Raw genomic sequence first — 21249 nt, 5'->3', positions numbered from 1 at the left:
ACAAGTGAATTACTTGTCTTTCTTCTCAGCAGCAGGGCGCACGCTTTGCGTCTTGCTGGCCAACACGGGTTGGCCTTTCAGGCGGTTGAGGGCCTGTTGCAGCTGGAAGTCTTTGTCGCTGCCAAACTCAGGTGGGCGGCGTTCACTATTTGGCTTTTTGGACTCTTCTTCCAAACGCTTCATGGCTTCTTCGCGTGCTTTCTCTTTTTCTTTTTCCTTAGCCACGTCCTTGGCATCTTTGCCTTGGCCGCTTTCTAAGTGTTTGTCGAGGTCGGCTTCACGCATGCGCAGGATGGCAAACGGGCTGCCCTCGGCGGTGTCATCCAGCAACACATCAGGCACGATACCTTTGGCTTGAATGCTGCGGCCGCTTGGCGTGTAGTAACGCGCAGTGGTGATTTTCAATGCGGTATCAGGGCCCAACTGGCGCACGGTTTGCACCGAGCCTTTGCCAAAGGTTTGGCTGCCCATGATGGTGGCGCGTTTGTGGTCTTGCAAAGCACCGGCCACGATTTCGCTGGCAGAGGCAGAGCCTTCGTTCACCAACACCACCAAGGGCACGGTGCGGTAAATGCCTTTGGTGTTTTGGTGCAAGCGGGCCACGGGGTCGTTGCCACTGCTGCGGCGGTAGAACTCGGGCGATGCTTTGTAAACAAACTTGCTCTCAGCCAATTGGCCGTTGGTGGACACCACAGCAATGTTCTCAGGCAAGAACATGGCAGACACGGCCACAGCTGCATCGAGCAAACCACCTGGGTCGTTACGCAAGTCGAGCACCAAGCCCTTCAGCTTGGGTTCTTGTTTGTAGATTTCTTCTAGTTTCTTAGTGAAGTCTTCCACCGAGCGGTCTTGGAACTGGCTCAGTCGAATCCAGCCATAGCCAGACTCCATCACTTTGCCTTTGACGCTTTGGGTTTTGATTTCTTCGCGCACGATGTTCACGGGGAAGGTGCGGTTCTCGTCTTTGCGGAAAATGGTGAGGATCACCTTGGTGCCGGGCTCGCCACGCATGCGTTTGACAGCTTCATTGAGCGACAGGCCTTTGACAGCCGTGTCGTCAATCTTGGTGATCAAGTCGCCCGACTTGATGCCGCCACGAAAAGCGGGGGAACCTTCAATGGGCGACACAATTTTGATCAAGCCTTCTTCTTGCGTGATCTCGATGCCCACGCCCACAAAGCGGCCGGTGGTGCCTTCGCGGAATTCTTTGAAAGACTTTTTGTCGTAGTACTGCGAGTGAGGGTCGAGGCTAGCGACCATGCCCGAGATGGCATCGCTGATGAGTTTTTTCTCGTCTACGGGTTCGACGTAGTCACTCTTGACCATGCTGAACACCGCAGCGAGCTGCTGCAGTTCTTCCAGCGGCAGAGGGGCCATGTTCGCGCGTGCCGCGGTTTGCAACGAAACAGTGGTCAGTGCGCCGGTCAGGGCGCCGATGGCGACCCAGCCTGCAATCTTGAGTTTTTGACGCATGTGGCCTTCGAGAATTGACAAATTTAGTAGGTGCTCAATATACAACGCGCCCAGAGGGCGCGCTGTGAGTGGGACGATTAGGCTTTGCCTTGTGTGGCTACCGCAGCGGCTGCTTTGGCAGCGGCTTCGGCATCACCCAAGTAGTAGTGACGGATGGGCTTGAGGTTTTCATCCAGCTCATACACAAGTGGGATGCCGTTGGGAATATTCAAGCTCACGATGTCTTGGTCGCTGATGCCGTCTAAATACTTGATCAAAGCGCGGATCGAGTTGCCGTGTGCAGCGATGACGATGCGTTTTCCAGCCTTGATGGCAGGGGCGAGGGCTTCGTTCCAGAAGGGCACCACGCGGGCCACGGTGTCTTTGAGGCACTCGGTCAATGGCACGGGGTTGGGTTCAAAGCGGGTGTAGCGTGGGTCGTTGCGCTCGCTGCGTGGGTCATTGGCTTCGAGTTCAGGAGGTGGGGTGTCGTAGCTGCGACGCCAGACCAGCACTTGCTCATCGCCGTATTGCTTGGCTATGTCGGCTTTGTTCAAGCCTTGCAAGCCGCCGTAGTGGCGCTCGTTCAAACGCCAGCTTTTCACCACGGGCAGCCATGTGGCGTCCATCTCGTCCAAGGCAAGGAACAGGGTGCGAATGGCGCGTTTCAACACGCTGGTGTAGGCCACGTCAAACTCAAAGCCTTCGGCCTTGAGCAGCTTGCCAGCGTTCTTGGCTTGTTCAACGCCGGTGGGGGTCAGGTCGACATCGGTCCAGCCGGTGAAGCGGTTTTCAAGGTTCCAAGTGGATTCGCCGTGGCGGATTAATACGAGCTTGTACATGGTGATTCAAACAAAGTCAGTGAAAGGTTGGCCGTGATTTTAGAATGCTGCACTGACGCGATACTTTTAATTCCCCTTTTTGCTTTTTTGAACTGGATTCCCCTGTGAAATTTATTCTCGATAACTGGATGTTGATCACCATCGCCCTGAGCACTGGCTTCTTTTTGCTGCTGCCCGTGGTGCAAGGCGCCGCAGCCACCGGTATTTCGCCTACAGAGGCGGTTCTGTGCATGAACCGTGAAAAAGGTGTGGTGATTGACGTGTGCGGCGCAGACGAATACGCCCAAGGCCACATCAAAGGCGCCGTGAACGTGCCGTTGGACGAGCTGGAAGCCCGTTTGGACAAGGCCGTGAAGAACAAAAGCACACCCGTCATCATGGTGTGTGCAGCCGGTGCGCGCTCAAAGCGTGCCCAAGGCATTGCGCAAAAACTGGGTTACGAGAAGGTGCATTCGCTGCACGGCGGGCTGAAAGCTTGGAAAGAAGCTAACCTGCCCGTTACTAAAGCCTAAGTTTTTGGCTTCATTACTTCGGAGAATTCCCCATGCCCGCCGTCAAGATGTACACCACCGCCGTTTGCCCATATTGCATTCGTGCCAAGCAACTGCTGAACGCTAAGGGCGTGGCCCAGATCGAAGAAATTCGCATCGATACCGACCCCACAGCGCGTGCACACATGATGGAAATCACGGGTCGCCGCACCGTGCCGCAAATCTTCATTGGTGACACCCATGTGGGCGGTTGCGATGATTTGATGGCCTTAGATGCCAAAGGTGGTTTGCTGCCTTTGCTGCAATCTTGAGCTGACATAATTAGCCATCCCGATTTGCTGCCCGCTTCGGTATTGCCGATGCGGGCATTTTTTTGTTTTAGGAAATAACAATGTCAGACGAACAAGCCACTCCAGTTTTTCAAATTCAACGCGTCTATTTGAAAGACCTGTCTTTGGAGCAACCCAACTCACCCGCCATCCTGACCAGCACCGAGCAACCTTCGGTGGACATCCAGTTGGGCGTGGGCATGGAACAAGTGGCCGACGGCATTGTGGAAGTGACTGTGACCGCCACCGTCACCACCAAGATTGAAGACAAAACTGTGTTCTTGGTCGAAGCCAAGCAAGCTGGCATTTTCGAAGTACGCAACTTGCCTGAAGACCAAATGGGCCCCGTCATCGGCATTGCTTGCCCACAAATCATTTACCCCTACCTGCGCGGCAACGTGGCTGACGTGATTCAACGTGCTGGCTTCCCACCTGTGCACTTGGCCGAAATCAACTTCCAAGCCATGTACGAACAACAGCAGCAACAAGCTGCTGGCTCTGTTCAGTAACTTCACGCATTAGGCCGTCGACATGAAGATTGCCGTTTTAGGTGCAGGCGCGTGGGGCACAGCGCTGGCGATCAACGCAGGCGCACACCACACCGTGACGCTGTGGGCACGCGATGTGCCTCAGGCCCAAGCCATGCAAGCCGAGCGTGTGAACACGCGCTACTTGCCTGAGCAGCCCTTCACCGCAGGCGTTCAAGTGTCGTCAGCCCCTCTCGGCCCTTGGCTGGCCGAGCAAGATTTGGTCGTCATTGGCTCGCCCATGAGCAGCCTGCGTGGCATGCTCACGCAGCTTGCGCCCATCTTGGGCAGCAGCGTGCCTGTGGCGTGGCTGTGCAAAGGTTTTGAAGCAGCGCAAGCCGACGCTTCAGCCGTTGATGCATTGCAACAAAGCATTGGCTTGATGGCCCACGAAGTCAAAGCCCAAGTGGCCCCTGCGTTGCGCGGCGGTGCTTTGAGCGGCCCCAGCTTTGCACAAGAAGTGGCGCGCGGCATGCCTACCGCATTGGTGGCTGCTAGCGATGACGCTGCGGCGCGCGACGCCATGGTGCAAGCCTTTCACAACAGCAGCCTGCGCGTGTACGCCAACGACGACATCGTGGGCGTAGAAGTAGGCGGCGCAGTCAAAAACGTATTAGCCATCGCTACCGGTTTGTGCGATGGCTTGCAGCTGGGCCTCAACGCCCGTGCTGCACTGATTACACGCGGCTTGGCCGAAATCACTCGCTTAGGCGTGGCACTGGGTGCCAAGACCGAAACCTTCATGGGCCTGTCGGGCTTGGGCGACTTGGTGCTCACCTCCACTGGTGACCTCAGCCGCAACCGTAAAGTTGGCTTGGCTTTGGCCCAAGGCATGACGCTGCAACAAGCCGTCGATTCACTGGGCCATGTGGCCGAAGGCGTGTATTGCGCCCGCACCGTGGTGCAACGTGCGCAGCACCTCGGCGTGGAAATGCCGATTGCGCAGGCGGTGGTGGCGTTGCTCGATGGCAGCATCACACCCGCGCAAGCTGTGGCCTTGCTGATGGGGCGTGGCGCAAAGGGCGAATAGCTTTTTGCTGTGCTCGCTTCTCGTCTAAGGAATGAGCGGGTTCCTCATGCTGGGGTACCAGAAATCGTCACCCGCCCACTCCCTAGGCGAGAAGACTGCGGCTGACAAATGGGTGTTTTGAAAACCTCTGGCGCAGGTTAGTTGCTTCAACGTCGCTTTCGTTCCAGCGAAGACTTTCTAGATCGAAAAGTTGTGTGCGTGAGGTGCGGCGGCCAACGATTTCTGGTACTCCAGCATGAGGCGGCCGCCGTGCCTCACGCACACGACCGTAGCCGGAGAAAACCACCACGCACACCAATACCTAAGCCAAAGAGGAACTCAAACTTCGAGGTTATCAATCAACCGCGTCTTACCCAACTTAGCCGCACCCAACACCACCAACGGCTCAGCACATGGGCCATTCAAGGGTGATAAGTCATGCTGGCGGCGCAGGGTGATGTAGTCAGGGGCCCAGCCGCGTTGGCGCAGGGCGTCCATCGCAGCGGCTTCAGCGGCTGCCACATCCAGCTGGCCAGCAGCATTGCCGGCACGAGCGGCAGCAGCCAAACCTTTCAAAGCCATAGACAGTTGCACAGCTTCGGCGCGTTCGTCGGAGCTCAGGTAGCCGTTGCGTGAGCTGAGGGCCAAGCCATCTTCAGCGCGGCGGGTTTCGCCGCCGATGATCTCGATGGGCAGGGCCATTTGCTGCACCATGCGGCGGATGACCATGAGCTGTTGGTAGTCCTTCTTGCCAAACACGGCCAAGTCGGGCTGCACGATGTTGAACAGCTTTTGTACCACGGTGCTCACGCCCACAAAGAAGCCGGGTCGGAACGCGCCTTCCAAGATGTCGGCCAGCTCAGCGGGTGGGTGCACCTTGAACATTTGGGGTTCGGGGTACAGGTCTTTTTCGGATGGGGCAAACACCACGTCGCAGCCGTTGGTTTCTAGCAAAGCGCAATCGTTTTCTAGCGTGCGTGGGTAGGTGTCGAAGTCTTCGTTGGGGCCAAATTGCAGGCGGTTGACGAAGATGCTGGCCACGGTCATGCCGCCGGTTGCTGCTCGCTTATCGACCTCTTGGCGTGCCATTTGCATCAGCTCTAAGTGGCCTTGGTGCAGATTGCCCATGGTGGGCACAAAGGCACGCAGGGCGGCCGGCTGTAAAGCGCGGCGCAGGTCCGCGAGGGTGTGAACGATTTGCATGAAACGAAAGGGGTTGGGTTAGGCCCAAGCGTGCTTGGCGTTGTCGGGAAATGTGCCGTTTTTCACAGCAGCCACATAGGCGCTCATGGCGGCTTGCACGCTGGCTTGGCCTTCCATGAAGTTGTGCACGAATTTGGGGTTCTTGCCCAAGTTGACGCCCAGCATGTCGTGCATGACCAGCACTTGGCCGGCCGTGCCGTTGCCCGCTCCAATGCCGATGGTGTGACAGGTGGGCAGCTCTTGCGTGAGGGCAGTAGACAGTGGCTCGGGCACCATCTCTAGCACCAGCATGCTGGCGCCTGCGTCTTGCAGGGCAATGGCCTCTTGGCGCAGCTTGGTGGCAGAGTCACCACGGCCTTGCACGCGGTAGCCGCCTAGGGCGTGAACGGTTTGTGGGGTCAGGCCCAAATGGGCGCAGACAGGAATGCCGCGTTCGACCAAAAAATGCACGATGTCGGTGGTCCAGCCGCCGCCTTCGAGCTTAACCATGTGAGCACCCGCTTGCATCAGAACCATTGCGCTGCGTAGGGCTTGTTCTTTGGATTCTTGGTAGCTGCCAAAGGGCAGGTCGCCAATGATCCAAGCTGTGCCTTGCACGCGGCGGATGCCACGGGCCACGCTTTCGACGTGATAGCGCATGGTGTCTAGCGTTACGCCCACGGTGCTGGTGAGGCCTTGGCAGACCATGCCCAGCGAGTCGCCCACCAAAATGCATTCCACGCCAGCGGCATCGGCCACGGCGGCAAAGGTGGCGTCGTAGGCGGTGAGCATGGTGATTTTTTCACCACGGGCGCGCAGCTCGTTCAAGCGGGGCAAGCTGATGGGCTTGCGGGCGGCGACGGGGGATGCGGGGGGCAAAGTGCCGTAGGGCGAAGCGTTGGTGTTGCTCATAGAACGGTGTGGCGCAAAGCCAGTCCTGTGTTGCCGAGAGGGTGTGGAGTTTACGTGGGTCTATTACGTAGGGGTATAGGCCAAACGCACGTAAATAGGGGCAAAAGCCTCGGCCTGTGTGATTTCAATCAGCGTTTCTTTGGCCAGCTCAAGCAGGGCGATGAAGGTCACCACCAGCACGGGCACACCTTGTTCGGGCTGAAACAGGTTTTCAAACTCGACAAAGCGTTTGCCTTGCAAGTGCTTGAGCACGATGCTCATATGTTCGCGAACCGAGAGTTCTTCGCGGCTGATCTTGTGGTGCTGCACCAGCTTGGCACGCTTCAAGATGTCGGCCCAAGCTTGCTGCAACTCGACCACATGCACATCCGGGAAGCGTGGCTGCAGCGATTGTTCGATGTAGACCTGTGCACGCAAAAAGTCGCGGCCAAACTGCGGCACTTCGTTGAGCTTGGCGGCGGCCAGCTTCATTTGCTCGTATTCGAGCAAGCGGCGCACCAGCTCGGCGCGGGGGTCTTCGGGCTCTTGGCCTTCGGCTACCTTTTTTGGGGGCAACAGCATGCGTGATTTGATTTCAATCAGCATGGCGGCCATCAGCAGGTATTCGGCGGCAAGCTCTAGGTTGCGTGTGCGAATTTCGTCCACATAGCTCAGGTATTGGCGCGTGAGCGCGGCCATGGGGATGTCGAGGATGTTGAAGTTTTGCTTGCGGATGAGGTAGAGCAGCAAGTCCAGCGGGCCTTGGAAGGCTTCGAGGAAAACTTCGAGCGCGTCTGGCGGGATGTACAAATCCTGCGGCATGGCAAACAGCGGCTCGCCATACAGGCGGGCCACGGCCACGTTGTCGATCACCTCTGGCATGACAGAGGCGATGTGTGCCTCGTCGTTAGGCAGGGTGGGGTCGGCAGGATGCACGTTGGGCGCTTAAAACAAACTGAACGCTTTACGCGTTGGTTTGGTAGGGGTAAGGCTTTTGCGCCACGCGGCCAGCTTGCACGTCTTGCTGGATTTCGGTGTTCACTTGCTTGTCCCACAGCAAAGCGCGACCGTCGCGTTGGGCTTTTTCGAGCTGTGGGTTTTTGACCTTGAGCGACTCGATGAACTGAGTGGCTTCTGAGGTGTAGTTGTCACGTTGAAAAATCGACATTGTGAAGTTCCTAATTTGGATTTCTTGAAATTGGGTAAATTTTAGCGACCGAGGGCCAAGGCCAAACCGTGGCTCAAATTGGGCACAAGGTCTGTGTCAGGCAACGCGTGCAGTACGCCGCTGCGTTGCGCCATGTCCAGCGGCTGGTGGCCCAAGCCGCAGACGATGAGGCGCACATGCTTTTTCTTGCATGAGCGAGCCAGTGCCAAAAGGGCGTCAGCACCGGACGAGTCAACATAAATGAGGTTTTTCAGGTCTAGCACCAGCGCTTGGGCGGGTAGGCTTTCTTCAATGGCCTCGACCAGTTTGACCGCACCAAAAAACAGAGCGCCATACAAGCGGTGGGCTTGCACGTTGGCTTCATGGCCTGCCAGTTCAGGAAAGGCGTCGGCCTGCACATGCTCGGCACGGCTGAGGCTGGAGATGCGGTAGATAAATGTCAGGCACGCGGCCATCAGGCCCACTTCCACAGCCACCGTCAAATCAACGATGACCGTGAGCAAGAAAACCGACAGCAACGTGGCGCGATAAGGTAGACGGAACTGGCGCAGGTGCACAAACTCGTGCCACTCGCCCATGTTCCAAGCGACAAACATCAGAATGGCCGACAACGCAGCCAGTGGCACATCGCCCGCCAGCGGCGCGGCCACCAGCATGACCACCAGCAGCGTGGCCGCATGCACCATGCCGGCCACTGGGCTGTTGCCGCCGTTTTTCACGTTGGTCACGGTGCGGGCAATCGTGCCCGTGGCGGGCATGCCGCCGAAGAAGGGCGTGATGATGTTGGCAATGCCTTGGGCCATCAGTTCTTGGTTGGCATCGTGGCGGTCGCCGTAGGGGCCGTCGGCCATCATTTGGTCCGCAATGCGGGCGCACAGCAAGGATTCAATCGAGCCCAACAAGGCCAGTGTGGTGGCAGGGATGAGCAAGAACTTGGCGGTGTCCCAGCTGAACTCGGGCCACGCAAACGCTGGCAAGTTGCTAGGAATGCTGCCAAAGCGTGATGCGATGGTTTCCACCTCAAGTCCCATCATTTTTGCGGCCACCGTGGCGCCAACCAACACCACGATAGAGCCAGGGATGGTGGAGAAACTTTTGGTGCTGGGCATGGCATTGGCCAAACGTGGCAAGGCCAATTGCCAAAACGCCAACACTGCCAAACACATCACAGCCAAGCCCAAAGCTTCGCCGTTGAGCGTGCCAAAGCTGTCGCTGAGCGTGCGCAAGATGCCAAAGAAGTCGGCCGGCATAGCTTTGACTTGCAGACCAAAAAAGTCTTTGAGCTGCGACACCATGATGAGCACCGCAATGCCGTTGGTAAAACCAATCACCACCGCCACAGGAATGAAGCGAATCAGCGTGCCCAAGCGCAGCAAGCCCATGGCAAACAACATCACGCCCGACATGGCGGTGGCGATGATGAGGTTGGCCAAGCCATAGCGCTCCAAGATGCCATACACGATGACGATGAACGCGCCCGCAGGCCCGCCAATCTGCACGCGGCTGCCACCCAAAGCGGAAATCAAAAATCCCGCAATGATGGCCGTGAACAAACCCGCTTCAGGCTTGAGCCCCGACGCAATGGCAAATGCCATGGCCAGTGGCAAAGCCACCACACCCACCGTGATGCCCGCGCCCACGTCTTGGTAAAAGCGCTGGCGCGTGTAGTCCTTCAGTGAATCAATGACGTGAGGGCGGAAAAAAGAAGACGCATTCATCGTTGCAATCCGGTTTTTACGTCGTCGAGTACGGGGCGCAAGGCCACGGTCCACAGCAACAACGCCAGCGGCAAAGTGGTGATGTAGCCCCAGCCCTTAAAGCCCAAAGCGCCCACCAGTCCGCCGCAGAAAAAACAAGCAATCAACAGCGCTTGAAGCCATAAGCGCTCGCGGTTCGCACGAACGCGGGGCAAGCCTTGGGCTGAGGTTTTGCTGCGATTGACGTAAAACAATTTCCCTAATTCAATGCCAAAGTCGGTCACTAGACCGGTAATGTGCGTGGTGCGAATTTCGGCGTGAGAAATCTTGGTGATGACCGCGTTTTGCAAACCCATCATGAAGCACAGCAACATGACGGTGAGTGGAAGAAATAGGCTGGCATAACTGCTGATGGCCGCGCCAAATAAACCAAATATCAGAAGCGCCAAGGACTCCAGCACCAAAGGCAAGCTGTAAGCGCTGGCCAGATGGCGGCGCAGGCCCCAGTTCACCAATACGGCGGTGCACATGGCGCCCGCAACAAAGGAGATCAAGCTTCCCAAACGTGTTGCCACCAAGTCGACATGCCCCAACACCAAGTCGTCTGCGACCGAAGAGACCACGCCAGTCATGTGCGATGTGTAACGGCCCGCCGCCAAAAATCCACCCGCATTGGCCGCCCCAGCCACAAAGCACAACACAGCCCCCAACTTGACGTTGGCGTGGTTTGAGCGCGCGATGCTGGTCCAGCCGTGGATGAGGGGAAACATGGTGTGTTTAGTGAATACGCATACCGGGCTTTGCACCGAGCCATGGGTGCAACACATAGATGCCGGGTTCGGCCTTTTCGTCTGCGTGGCTGGCGGCAAGCACCATGCCCTCACTCACGCCAAACTTCATCTTGCGTGGGGCCAGGTTGGCCACCATCACTGTGAGTTTGCCTTTGAGGTCTTCGGGCTTGTAAGCGCTGGCGATGCCGCTGAACACGTTGCGCGTGATTGGACGACCCTGCGGGTCGGTGCCTTCGCCCACATCGAGTGTGAGGCGCAACAGCTTGGTGGAGCCTTCCACCGCTTCGCAGTTGACGATTTCGGCAATGCGCAAATCGATCTTGGCAAAGTCGTCGATGCTGATGGTGGGCGCGATCTCTTCGCCACCGGGGGTGACTTTTTCTTCCACCACGGCTGGGGGCTCAAACAAGGCTTCGAGTTGCTCGGGGGTGACGCGTTGCATGAGGTGTTGGTAGGGTTGAATGTTGGCCACGTTGCCTGATGTGTTCCAGTTTTGCATGGACGTGCCGGTGAAGGCTTCGACCGCTTGCGCAAGCGCGGGCAACACAGGGGCCAAGTAGCGGCTCAGCTCGGCAAAGGCGTTGATGAGTAACGAGCAGACTTGGTGCAGGGCTTCGTTGTTGGCGGCGTCTTTGGCCAAGTCCCAAGGTTTGTGTTGGTCCACATACGAGTTCACCTTGTCGGCCAGCAACATGATTTCGCGTGCGGCTTTGCCGTACTCGCGAGCGTCATAGGCTTGGGCGATGCTGTCTTTGGCGGCGTGAATGTCGCTCAGCAACGCCGTGCCTTGTTCGCCAAAACTTTGTGTGAGCTTGCCTTCAAAGCGCTTGGTCAAGAAGCCCGCTGCACGTGATGCGATGTTGACGAACTTGCCAATCAAATCGCTGTTCACGCGCAGCATGAAGTCTTCGGCGTTGAAGTCCACATCTTCGTTTTTGTTGTTTAGCTTGGTGGCCAAGTAGTAACGCAGCCACTCGGGGTTCATGCCCAGGCCTAAGTACTTGAGCGGGTCAAGGCCCGTGCCACGGCTCTTGCTCATCTTCTCGCCGTTGTTGACGGTGAGGAAGCCGTGCACAAACACGTTGTTAGGTGTTTTGCGGCCGCTGAAGTGCAGCATCGCGGGCCAGAACAAGGTGTGGAAGGTGACGATGTCTTTGCCGATGAAGTGGTATTGCTCCAGCTTGTCGTTGGCCATGTAGGCGTCGTAGCTCTCGCCGCGCTTGTCGAGCAAGTTTTTCAACGAGGCCAAGTAGCCCACAGGCGCATCGAGCCACACATAAAAGTATTTGCCCGGCGCATCAGGAATTTCGATGCCAAAGTAAGGCGCGTCGCGCGAGATGTCCCAGTCGCCCAAGCCTTCGCTGGTTGTGCCATCGGGGTTGGCGCGCACGCTGAACCACTCTTTGACCTTGTTGGCAACTTCGGGTTGCAACTTGCCGTCTTGCGTCCACTTCTCCAAGAATGCCACACAGCGCGGGTCAGACAGCTTGAAGAAGAAATGCTCTGAGCTTTTCAATTCAGGCTTAGCGCCCGACAAAGCCGAGAACGGGTTGATCAGGTCGGTGGGGGCGTAAACCGCGCCGCACACCTCGCAGTTGTCGCCGTACTGGTCGTGGGCGTGGCACTTGGGGCACTCGCCTTTGATGAAGCGGTCGGGCAAGAACATGTTCTTCTCGGGGTCGAAGAACTGGTCAATCGTGCGACGCTCGATCAGCGAGCCGCCTTCAGATTCGGGGATGTCGCGCAAGTCACGGTAAATCTGGCGGGCCAGTTCGTGGTTCTCGGGTGCGTCGGTGCTGTGCCAGTTGTCAAACTGGATGTGAAAGCCATCCAAATACGGCTTGCGGCCTGCGGCGATGTTGGCCACAAACTGCTGCGGGGTGATGCCCGCCTTCTCGGCGGCAATCATGATGGGCGCGCCGTGTGTGTCGTCTGCGCCTACGAAATCGACCTTGTGGCCCTGCATTCGCTGGAAACGCACCCAGATGTCGGCCTGGATGTACTCCATGATGTGGCCGATGTGGAAGTTGCCGTTGGCGTAGGGCAGGGCGGTGGTAACAAATAGCTGGCGCTGGGACATTTGGAAGCAAGACCTTAGGGCGAAGGGGGCGATTCTAGTTCCTACAGAATGCGCTGATGAACTTACCCAGCTTTGACGAATTCCGCCAAAAAGTCCTAGCCGCTGGCTTTGATGAGGTGATCGAGCGCGAATGGGAACCCAACACGGTTTTAGAGACCCACACCCACCCGTTTGGCGTGCACGCCATCGTCACGCGAGGCGAGATGTGGCTGACCATGAATGGCCACACCCAGCACTTGCAGCCCGGCGCTATTTTTGAGCTGGAGCCCAACGTGCCCCATGACGAGCGATATGGTGCGCAAGGCGCGATTTATTGGGTAGCGCGCAAGAACGTTTGATCGGCGCTTGCGCTGACCTTCACTTTCTTTTCTCAACGCTCAGTCGCAGGGATGACCTGTGATGTGTGCGGTCAAACGCGCCGCGCTAGACTTGCCAGCAATTCACATTTCAATATCAAGAAGTTTCTATGTCCCTGAACGAACAAACTCTGACCGCCGCCCTGCAGACGGTCATCGACCCCAACACGGGCAAAGACTTTGTCACCACCAAAGCATTGAAAAATCTGCAAATCAATGGCGGTGATGTGTCGTTTGACGTGGTGCTGGGCTACCCCGCCAAAAGCCAAATTGCGGGTTTTCGCAAAGAGCTGATTGCCGCTGCCAAAGGCGTGGCGGGCGTGGACAACGTGTCGGCCAACATCACCATGAACATCGTGGCGCACGCAGCGCAGCGCGGCGTAGCTTTGCTGCCGCAAGTCAAAAACATCATTGCTGTGGCTTCTGGCAAAGGCGGTGTGGGCAAAAGCACCACCGCTGCCAACTTGGCTTTGGCTTTGGCTGCTGAAGGCGCCAGCGTGGGTTTGCTCGACGCCGATATTTACGGCCCCAGCCAGCCCATGATGATGGGCATTGAAGGCCGCCCCGAGAGCAGCGACGGTCAAACCATGGACCCGCTGGAGAACTACGGCGTGCAAGTCATGTCCATCGGTTTCTTGGTGGACCAAGACGAAGCCATGATTTGGCGCGGCCCCATGGCAACCCAAGCGCTAGAGCAGCTGCTGCGCCAAACCAACTGGAAGGCTCTGGATTATTTGATCGTCGACATGCCCCCAGGCACGGGCGACATTCAGCTCACGCTGAGCCAACGCGTGCCGATGACGGGCGCGGTGATCGTCACCACACCCCAAGACATTGCGTTGCTCGACGCCAAAAAAGGCATCAAGATGTTTGAGAAGGTGGGCGTGCCCATCCTCGGTTTGGTCGAGAACATGGCCGTGCACGTGTGCACCAACTGCGGCCACATTGAACACATCTTTGGCGCAGACGGCGGCAAGAAAATGGCCGCGCAATACGGCATGGACTACTTAGGCGCATTGCCTCTCAACATGCAAATCCGCCTGCAAGCCGACAGCGGCAAGCCCACCGTGGTGGCTGACCCCGATGGCGAAGTGGCAGGCATCTACAAGGCGGTGGCCCGTCAAGTCGCTGTGAAGATTGCTGCGAAAGCCAAAGACTTTTCTAGCAAGTTCCCAAGTATCAAGATCTCTAAAGAGACTTAATTCACACATGTCGCAACGCCCTAGCCTCCAAGTCGCCGTCGTCATGCGCCGTGAGCGTGTGCCCGGCGATATGAGCCGTTGGCAACAGTGGCGCTGGGTGCTGCACGACGTGACAGGACATGACTTGTTGCCCCACGCCGATCACTTTGGCACTGAGCCGCGCTGCTTGCGCCAAACCGACGATGAGCAAATTTGGTTGCATCCGGGCTTCACGGTTGAGCTGTTCAAAGATGATGCCGAGGGTTACTACCTCAATGCCTCGTCACCCGCGCCGTGCTGGTTTGTGCTGTGGCGCATGGAAGAAGAACCAAACATCAGCGACGAAGTGATGGCCGTGCCCATCATGGTGAGCCTGAGCTATCACGACGCAGGGCGCTGGCTAGACGCTCAAGAAAACGTGGATCAAGTGCCCGTGCCACCAGAAGTGGTGGCGTGGATGGGCGACTTCATGGATGAGCACTGGGTGGTTGAAACCAAGCGTCGCAAGCGCCCAGACAGTTTTCGTGCCTTGCAAGACCGTTTTGGCAATCCCGCCTCGGTGAGCACCGAAAAAATTCGAGGCGGTGGTCCGCACAACGGAGGCAGCCATGGCCAATGACGACACCCCAGCTGGTTTTTTAAGCCGTTGGTCGCGCCGCAAGGTGGAGGTGCGCGAAGGTCGCCCGCTGGAGGAGCCAAAACACGTGCCTGCTGTCAGCACGGGCCTTGCATCGGCTTCAACAGCTGCAGTGCCTCCCATGCAAGCGCCACAAACGGATGCTGTGCCAATGCCCAGTTTGGCTGACACCCAGCATCTCACGCCTGAGTCTGATTTCACAGCTTACGTGGCCCGTGGCGTGACACCTGATGTGAAAAACGCAGCCATGAAAAAGCTGTTCGCTGACCCGCATTTCAATGTGATGGACGGCTTGGACATCTACATCGACGACTACAGCCAACCCGATCCATTGCCGCTAGCGATGCTGCGTCAAATGACCAGTGCCAAGACTTTGAACTTGTTTGATGATGAGTCGGAGAAAATCGCCGAAATAAGCGGTGGTGACAAGAGCGCAACAGAAGAACCCAAAGTCGTGGCACAGTCCGTCCCTGCTGATAACCATTCCAACATTGAGCCCACTACGCATGACCACGCTGATTTGCGACTGCAACCAGACCCAACCGCTAGACCCGAAGGCACTGAGCCAAAGCCTGTCTGAGCCGCTCACGCTGCACACGGCTTTGTGCCGCCGCGAGGCGAACGCATTTGTGCAAGCCGTGCAAGGCACCGACGATGTGGTGGTGGCCTGCACCCAAGAGCAACGCTTGTTTGGCGACTTGGCTGTGGAGGCGCAAGCCAAGACATCGGTCATCAAGTTCGTCAACATCCGCGAAACCGGTGGCTGGAGCAGCGACGCCAAAAACGCATCTCCCAAAATCGCCGCGCTGTTAGCCGCTGCGCATTTGCCCGAGCCCGAGCCTGTGCCCACGGTGACGTTCAAGAGTGCAGGGCGTTTGCTCATCTTGGGGCAGATAGACCACGCCGAACAAGCGGCCGCTTTGTTGGCCGACACCTTGAAAGTGACGATCTTCACCCAAGGCGCTGGCGAGGCTGGCGGCGCACAAAACCGCACCTACCCCGTGTTGGGCGGCCAAGTGGTGCGTGTGGACGGTTGGCTGGGTGCGTTCAAGCTCACCTGGCAAAACAACAACCCCATTGACTTGGACCTCTGCACACGTTGCAACGCCTGCGTGGCTGCTTGCCCTGAGCAAGCGATTGGCTTGGACTACCAAATTGATTTGAACAAGTGCAGCTCGCACCGCGATTGCGTGACTGCTTGCGGTGCTATTGGTGCGATTAACTTTCAGCGCGAGGTTCAAGAAGAAACCGCCGAGTTCGACCTCGTGCTTGATTTGCGCGAGCAAAGCGCCTTCACACGCCACGCGTTGCCCCAAGGCTATTTCCGCGGTGCAACTGCGGCCAACTTGTTGCGCTTGCGCGAGCTGGTGGGTGAGTTTGAAAAGCCCAAGTTCTTTGACTACAAACAAAAACTCTGCGCGCACAGCCGCAACGAACAAGTCGGCTGTAACGCCTGCGTGGACATTTGCTCGGCCGAGGCTGTTAGCTCTGACAAGTCACGCCAACAAATCAAGGTCAACCCCAACTTGTGTGTGGGCTGCGGTGCGTGCACTACGGTGTGCCCGACCGGTGCGCTGACCTACGCCTACCCGCGTGCGAGTGAGCAAGGCGTCAAGCTCAAGACCCTGCTCAGCACCTACCAAAAAGCAGGCGGCAAAGACGCGGTCATCTTGCTGCACAGCCAAGACGCGGGCCAAGCTTTGGTGAACGAGCTGGGCCGTGCGGCGCAACTCAAAGTGGCCAAAGGCCTGCCTGCGCATGTGATTCCCGTGTCGTTGTGGCACACCGCCAGTCTTGGCTTGGATGTGTGGCTCACGGCCTTGGCCTATGGTGCCGCCCAAGTGCTGGTGCTTCAGACCGCCGAAGAAGCCCCGCAATATGCCGACGGCTTGCAAGCGCAAATGGCGCAAGCTCAGGCCATGCTCGAAGGCTTGGGCTATGCCAAAGCCGGCCGCCTGCCTGTGCAGCTGGTGCATGCCACGCAAGCGATGGAACTCGATGCAGAGCTGCAACGCCTCACCACTGGCCAGCAGCGCCTGAGTAGCACCGTGCCCGCTGCCACGTTCGCAGTGATGTTTGAAAAGCGCAGCACCCTCAGCATGGTGATTGACCATTTGCTGGAACATGCACCGGTCTTGAAAACCGCCGCTGCTCCTGAAGCGCTGGCTTTGCCCAAAGATGGTTCGCCATTCGGTTCGGTTGAGGTCAACAAAGACAGTTGCACCTTGTGCATGAGTTGCGTCAGCGCTTGCCCTGCCAACGCGCTGCAAGACAATCAAGCAGCACCACAGCTTCGTTTCTTTGAAAAGAACTGCGTGCAGTGTGGTTTGTGCGTCAGCACCTGCCCCGAAAAAGCGCTCAATCTCGTTCCGCGTTTGTTGCTCACGCCACAACGCAAAGAAGTACGCGTACTCAACGAAACCCAGCCTTATGGCTGCGTGCGTTGCGGCAAACCCTTTGGCACGCTCAAAGGCATCGAGGCCATGATTGGTAAATTGGCTGGGCACTCGATGTTCCAAGGCGAGGCTTTGCAGCGCCTCAAGATGTGCGGCGACTGCCGTGTGATTGACATTTACTCTGCTGGCGACGAGCAAAAAATCGTCTAACTATTTCTATGACCGAACCTCATTTGTCCTCCGCTCTCGACGAAGAAACCGCACGCGCTGAGCTGTACGGTTTGATCTCAGAACTGTTTTACGCACCCGCCCGTTCTGAGCTGCTGGCGCAATTGCGTGTGGCTGCCACGGATGCGCCTGCGTCGGGTGGTTTTTTGGAAGAGCCCTGGCGTCAGTTTGTGGGTGTGGCCCGAGACATGGACGACAAGGCCATTCAAAGCGAGCATCACGCCCTGTTTGGTGGCGTGGGCAAGCCCGAGGTGTATGTGTACGCCTCGCACTTCTTGACTGGCTTTTTGAATGAAAAGCCTTTGGCTCAATTGCGCACCGATTTGGCGACGCTGGGCCTAGGCCGCGACGACACCACCATGTCTGAAACTGAAGACCATGTGTCTTACGTGTTTGAAGTCATGCGCTTTTTGGTGGCGGGGGACGATGTGTCGGTGTCCAATCTCACACAACAAGCCAAGTTTTTTGCCGCCCATGTGCAAACTTGGTTGCCTGCGTTTTGCGATGCGGTGCAAGCCACACCGCGTGCCCGTTTTTATGCCGCATTGGCCGAGCTGACCCGTGCGTTTGTGAGTGTGGAAGCTCAGGGCTTTGACATGTTGGCTTAGCCCTGTTGGGTGTCTTCGTTTGTTTTTTTGAGTTCTATACGAGACACCAATGCGACAAAAAAGCTTTTTTGGTGACAAAACTTGAGTCTGTTTAAGGGCTTCTCGTCGTTACTACGTATAAGACAAACTCACTTCGTTGGTACATTATGCAAAGTCGTGCATACCCACGACATCACGAGGAGCTAAAAATGAAAAAAGAACAAGCCACCGAACAAGCGACTCCGTCGCGTCGTGGATTTTTTATGGGTGCCGCCGCTGCTGGTGCCGCCGCTGCAGCTGTCACCGCATTGCCCGGTCTCGACACCCCCTCTGCTGAATTGAACAAACTTCCTCCCGCACCTGAAAATGGTGGCGGCTACAGCTTGAGCGAACACGTCAAGCGTTACTACCAGACCGCTCGCGTCTGAAGGAGACACACATGTTGTTGACCCGTAAAACTGATTCAGCTGCCAAAACTTCTGGCAGCTCTGCTTTCGTTGGCCGCTTGCAACGCGGCTTGTCACAGGCTTTGCCAACCCTTGATCGCCGTGGCTTTTTGCGCCGGTCTGGCCTAGGCATCGGCGTGGGCTTGGCTGCCACACAACTGAGCTTGGTTAAGAAAGCCAACGCCTCTGGTTCCATGATGAGCGATGGCGCTAGCAAGATCGAAGTCAAACGCACCATCTGTACCCACTGCTCCGTGGGTTGTGCGGTCGATGCCGTGGTTGAAAACGGCGTGTGGGTGCGCCAAGAAGCGGTGTTTGATTCCCCCATCAACCTCGGCGCACATTGCGCCAAAGGTGCGGCCTTGCGTGAGCACGGTCACGGCGAGTTCCGCTTGCGTTACCCCATGAAATTGGTCAATGGCAAGTACGAGCGCATCAGCTGGGACACCGCCCTTGACGAAATCAGCGCCAAGCTGCTTGACCTGCGCAAAACCGCAGGCCCAGACAGCGTGTACTGGATTGGCTCTTCTAAGCACAACAACGAACAAGCGTATTTGTTGCGCAAATTCGTGAGCTACTTCGGTAGCAACAACTGCGACCACCAAGCCCGTATTTGCCACTCCACCACGGTGGCTGGTGTGGCCAACACCTGGGGTTACGGTGCGATGACCAACTCGTACAACGACATGCAAAACAGCAAGGTCGCGATGTACATCGGCTCCAACGCCGCTGAAGCTCACCCTGTGTCGATGCTGCACATGCTGCATGCCAAGGAAAACGGCTGCAAGATGATCGTGGTTGATCCACGTTTCACACGCACAGCGGCCAAGGCCGACGAGTACGTGCGTATTCGCTCAGGCTCTGATATCGCTTTCTTGTTTGGCTTGTTACACGTCATCTTCAAGAATGGCTGGGAAGACAAAAAGTACATCAATGACCGCGTGTTCGGTATGGACAAGGTCAAAGAAGATGTCATGGCCAAGTGGACACTCGACAAGGTCGAAGAAGTCTGTGGCGTGTCTCCAGACCAGATCACCAAAGTGGCCACCATGCTGCACGAGAACAACCCAGGCACCATCGTTTGGTGTATGGGTCAAACGCAGCACACCATCGGTAACGCCATCGTGCGTGCCTCTTGCATTTTGCAGTTGGCCTTGGGCAACATCGGTAAGTCCGGTGGTGGTACCAACATTTTCCGTGGCCACGACAACGTGCAAGGTGCGACCGACGTGGGCCCGAACCCTGACTCGCTGCCTGGCTACTACGGCTTGGCTGAGGGTTCATGGAAGCACTTTGCCAAAGCATGGGGCGTTGAATTCGACTGGGTCAAAGGTCGCTTTGCCAATCCCGGCATGATGAGTAAGCCTGGTATTACTGTGTCTCGTTGGATCGACGGTGTCCTCGAAAAGAACGAACTCATCGACCAAGACAGCAACCTCAAGGCCGTGTTCTATTGGGGCCATGCGCCGAACTCACAAACCCGTGGTTTGGAGATGAAGCGTGCCATGGACAAGCTGGACTTGTTGGTGGTGGTGGATCCTTATCCATCGGCCACAGCCGCCATGGCCGCGATGCCTGGCAAAGCTGAAGACCTCAACCCCAACCGTGCGGTGTACCTGTTGCCTGCCGCGACACAGTTTGAAACCAGCGGTTCTTGCACGGCATCCAACCGTTCGTTGCAATGGCGTGAGAAGGTCATCGAGCCATTGTGGGAAAGCCGCTCTGACCACATGATCATGTATCAGTTCGCTCAGAAGCTGGGCTTTGGTCCAGAGTTGGTCAAGAACTACAAGCTGCAAAAAGTCAAAGGCATGGATGAGCCCATGGTCGAAGACATCTTGCGCGAAATCAACAAGTCGGTTTGGACCATTGGCTACACCGGCCAAAGCCCAGAGCGCTTGAAAGCGCACATGCGCAACATGCATCTCTTTGACGTCAAGACCCTCAAGTCCAAAGGCGGTAAAGACAAAGAGACCGGTTACGACTTTGGCGGTGACTACTTCGGTCTGCCTTGGCCTTGCTACGGCACGCCCGAACTCAAGCACCCAGGTTCCCCCAACTTGTACGACACCTCCAAGCACGTCATGGAAGGCGGCGGTAACTTCCGCGCCAACTTCGGCGTCGAGAAAGACGGCAAAAACCTGTTGGCTGAAGACGGTTCGCACTCCAAAGGCGCAGACATCACCACCGGCTACCCAGAACTCGACCACGTGTTGCTCAAGAAACTGGGCTGGTGGGATGAACTCACCGATGCTGAAAAAACATTGGCCGAAGGCAAGAACTGGAAGACCGACAACTCGGGCGGCATGATGCGTGTCTTCATGCAAAACCACGGTTGCCACCCATTCGGCAACGCCAAAGCGCGTGCTGTGGTGTGGAACTTCCCAGACCCCATCCCACAACACCGCGAGCCTTTGTATGGCACACGTCCTGACTTGATGGAAAAGTACCCCACGCACGCTGACAAAAAAGCGTTCTGGCGCCTGCCCACCTTGTACAAGACGATCCAAGACAAAAACATCGCCGACAAAGTGCACGAGAAATTCCCACTCATCCTCACCTCTGGCCGCTTGGTCGAGTACGAAGGTGGCGGCGAAGAAACCCGTTCCAACCCATGGTTGGCCGAGTTGCAACAAGAAGCCTATGTGGAAATCAACCCCAAAACAGCAGCAGACCGTGGCATCCGCAACGGCGAGCGCGTGTGGTTGAAGAGCCCCACCGGCGCACGTTTGAATGTGCAAGCGTTGGTGACAGAGCGTGTTGACACAGGCACCGTTTGGATGCCCTTCCACTTCTCGGGTCGCTGGCAAGGTGAAGACATGCTCAAGTACTACCCCAAAGGCGCAGCGCCTGTGGTGCGTGGTGAAGCGGTCAATACAGCCACCACATATGGTTACGACAGCGTCACCATGATGCAAGAAACCAAAACCACCGTTTGCAACATCGAACGCGCCTAAGG

General features: G+C 57.1%; 21 protein-coding genes. 12 read left to right on the top strand and 9 right to left on the bottom strand.

Translation table 11 applies throughout. From position 1 onward, the window contains the following. Positions 1–9: 9 nt before the first annotated feature. Together LINBF2_RS10865 and gpmA are read right to left on the bottom strand one after the other, a co-directional pair. On the bottom strand, positions 10–1473 hold the full coding sequence (locus LINBF2_RS10865; protein ID WP_281888834.1) for a S41 family peptidase: 1464 nt from the start codon (positions 1471–1473) through the stop codon (positions 10–12). A 77-nt stretch (positions 1474–1550) separates the two neighbouring features. Continuing rightward, positions 1551–2294 (bottom strand): 2,3-diphosphoglycerate-dependent phosphoglycerate mutase, encoded by a 744-nt coding sequence (gpmA, locus tag LINBF2_RS10860; RefSeq protein ID WP_281888832.1) that lies wholly within the window; start codon positions 2292–2294, stop codon positions 1551–1553. Between the two features lie 104 nt (positions 2295–2398). Between gpmA and LINBF2_RS10855 the strand changes: the two genes are divergently transcribed. The 4 genes from LINBF2_RS10855 to LINBF2_RS10840 all read left to right on the top strand — a co-directional run bounded on the left by LINBF2_RS10855 (position 2399) and on the right by LINBF2_RS10840 (position 4671). Beyond that, positions 2399–2806, top strand: coding sequence for a rhodanese-like domain-containing protein (locus tag LINBF2_RS10855; RefSeq protein WP_281888830.1), 408 nt, complete (start codon positions 2399–2401; stop codon positions 2804–2806). Positions 2807–2838: 32 nt separating this feature from the next. Then, positions 2839–3096 carry a glutaredoxin 3 gene (gene grxC, locus LINBF2_RS10850; RefSeq protein ID WP_104801297.1) on the top strand — a complete coding sequence of 86 codons (258 nt, stop codon included), beginning with the start codon at positions 2839–2841 and terminating at the stop codon, positions 3094–3096. Positions 3097–3176: 80 nt separating this feature from the next. Continuing rightward, entirely contained in the window at positions 3177–3623 is a 447-nt protein-coding gene (gene secB / locus LINBF2_RS10845; RefSeq protein ID WP_108281831.1) for a protein-export chaperone SecB, read from the top strand. A gap of 22 nt (positions 3624–3645) precedes the next feature. Then, a complete protein-coding gene (locus LINBF2_RS10840) occupies positions 3646–4671 on the top strand; it encodes an NAD(P)H-dependent glycerol-3-phosphate dehydrogenase (protein ID WP_281888827.1) in 1026 nt (341 codons plus the stop codon). Positions 4672–4989: 318 nt separating this feature from the next. Here LINBF2_RS10840 and panC read toward each other — a convergent pair whose 3' ends face one another. From panC to metG, 7 genes are all read right to left on the bottom strand, one after another. After that, entirely contained in the window at positions 4990–5853 is an 864-nt protein-coding gene (gene panC / locus LINBF2_RS10835; RefSeq protein WP_281888825.1) for a pantoate--beta-alanine ligase, read from the bottom strand. Positions 5854–5871: 18 nt separating this feature from the next. Beyond that, positions 5872–6744: a 3-methyl-2-oxobutanoate hydroxymethyltransferase gene (gene panB / locus LINBF2_RS10830; protein WP_281888823.1), complete on the bottom strand. Its 873-nt coding sequence runs from the start codon at positions 6742–6744 to the stop codon at positions 5872–5874. Positions 6745–6807: 63 nt separating this feature from the next. Further along, complete coding sequence (locus LINBF2_RS10825; RefSeq protein WP_281891327.1) at positions 6808–7605, bottom strand: ScpA family protein; 798 nt, start codon at positions 7603–7605, stop codon at positions 6808–6810. 82 nt (positions 7606–7687) lie between these two features. After that, entirely contained in the window at positions 7688–7891 is a 204-nt protein-coding gene (locus LINBF2_RS10820; protein ID WP_281888821.1) for a DUF3460 family protein, read from the bottom strand. A gap of 41 nt (positions 7892–7932) precedes the next feature. Beyond that, entirely contained in the window at positions 7933–9609 is a 1677-nt protein-coding gene (locus LINBF2_RS10815; protein ID WP_281888819.1) for a SulP family inorganic anion transporter, read from the bottom strand. Beyond that, positions 9606–10358, bottom strand: a complete 753-nt coding sequence (locus tag LINBF2_RS10810) for a YoaK family protein (protein WP_281888817.1) — start codon at positions 10356–10358, stop codon at positions 9606–9608. Before LINBF2_RS10810 ends, LINBF2_RS10815 begins: the two co-directional genes overlap by 4 nt. Before the next feature lie 7 nt (positions 10359–10365). Further along, complete coding sequence (gene metG, locus LINBF2_RS10805) at positions 10366–12459, bottom strand: methionine--tRNA ligase (RefSeq protein WP_281888815.1); 2094 nt, start codon at positions 12457–12459, stop codon at positions 10366–10368. A 56-nt stretch (positions 12460–12515) separates the two neighbouring features. On the opposite strand from metG, the gene LINBF2_RS10800 reads away from it, so the two are divergent. The 8 genes from LINBF2_RS10800 to LINBF2_RS10765 all read left to right on the top strand — a co-directional run bounded on the left by LINBF2_RS10800 (position 12516) and on the right by LINBF2_RS10765 (position 21247). Beyond that, positions 12516–12797: an AraC family ligand binding domain-containing protein gene (locus LINBF2_RS10800; RefSeq protein WP_281888812.1), complete on the top strand. Its 282-nt coding sequence runs from the start codon at positions 12516–12518 to the stop codon at positions 12795–12797. A gap of 128 nt (positions 12798–12925) precedes the next feature. After that, complete coding sequence (apbC, locus tag LINBF2_RS10795) at positions 12926–14017, top strand: iron-sulfur cluster carrier protein ApbC (protein ID WP_281888810.1); 1092 nt, start codon at positions 12926–12928, stop codon at positions 14015–14017. Positions 14018–14024: 7 nt separating this feature from the next. Then, a complete protein-coding gene (locus LINBF2_RS10790; protein ID WP_281888808.1) occupies positions 14025–14615 on the top strand; it encodes a DUF3305 domain-containing protein in 591 nt (196 codons plus the stop codon). Beyond that, positions 14605–15213 carry a DUF3306 domain-containing protein gene (locus LINBF2_RS10785; RefSeq protein ID WP_104801287.1) on the top strand — a complete coding sequence of 203 codons (609 nt, stop codon included), beginning with the start codon at positions 14605–14607 and terminating at the stop codon, positions 15211–15213. Before LINBF2_RS10790 ends, LINBF2_RS10785 begins: the two co-directional genes overlap by 11 nt. After that, positions 15140–17239, top strand: coding sequence for a 4Fe-4S dicluster domain-containing protein (locus LINBF2_RS10780; protein ID WP_281888806.1), 2100 nt, complete (start codon positions 15140–15142; stop codon positions 17237–17239). Before LINBF2_RS10785 ends, LINBF2_RS10780 begins: the two co-directional genes overlap by 74 nt. Positions 17240–17247: 8 nt before the next feature. After that, positions 17248–17865, top strand: coding sequence for a molecular chaperone TorD family protein (locus LINBF2_RS10775; RefSeq protein WP_281888804.1), 618 nt, complete (start codon positions 17248–17250; stop codon positions 17863–17865). Positions 17866–18053: 188 nt separating this feature from the next. Further along, a complete protein-coding gene (locus tag LINBF2_RS10770) occupies positions 18054–18272 on the top strand; it encodes a formate dehydrogenase (protein ID WP_104801284.1) in 219 nt (72 codons plus the stop codon). 11 nt (positions 18273–18283) lie between these two features. Continuing rightward, the gene (locus LINBF2_RS10765; RefSeq protein WP_104801283.1) at positions 18284–21247 is read left to right on the top strand and encodes a formate dehydrogenase subunit alpha; all 2964 of its coding nucleotides are present in this window, start codon (positions 18284–18286) and stop codon (positions 21245–21247) included. The last annotated feature ends 2 nt before the right edge of the window (positions 21248–21249 follow it).

Source organism: Limnohabitans sp. TEGF004, from assembly GCF_027924965.1.
In the GTDB taxonomy this organism is placed as follows: Bacteria; Pseudomonadota; Gammaproteobacteria; order Burkholderiales; family Burkholderiaceae_C; genus Limnohabitans.
This window is presented reverse-complemented; position numbering and strand designations above follow the sequence as displayed.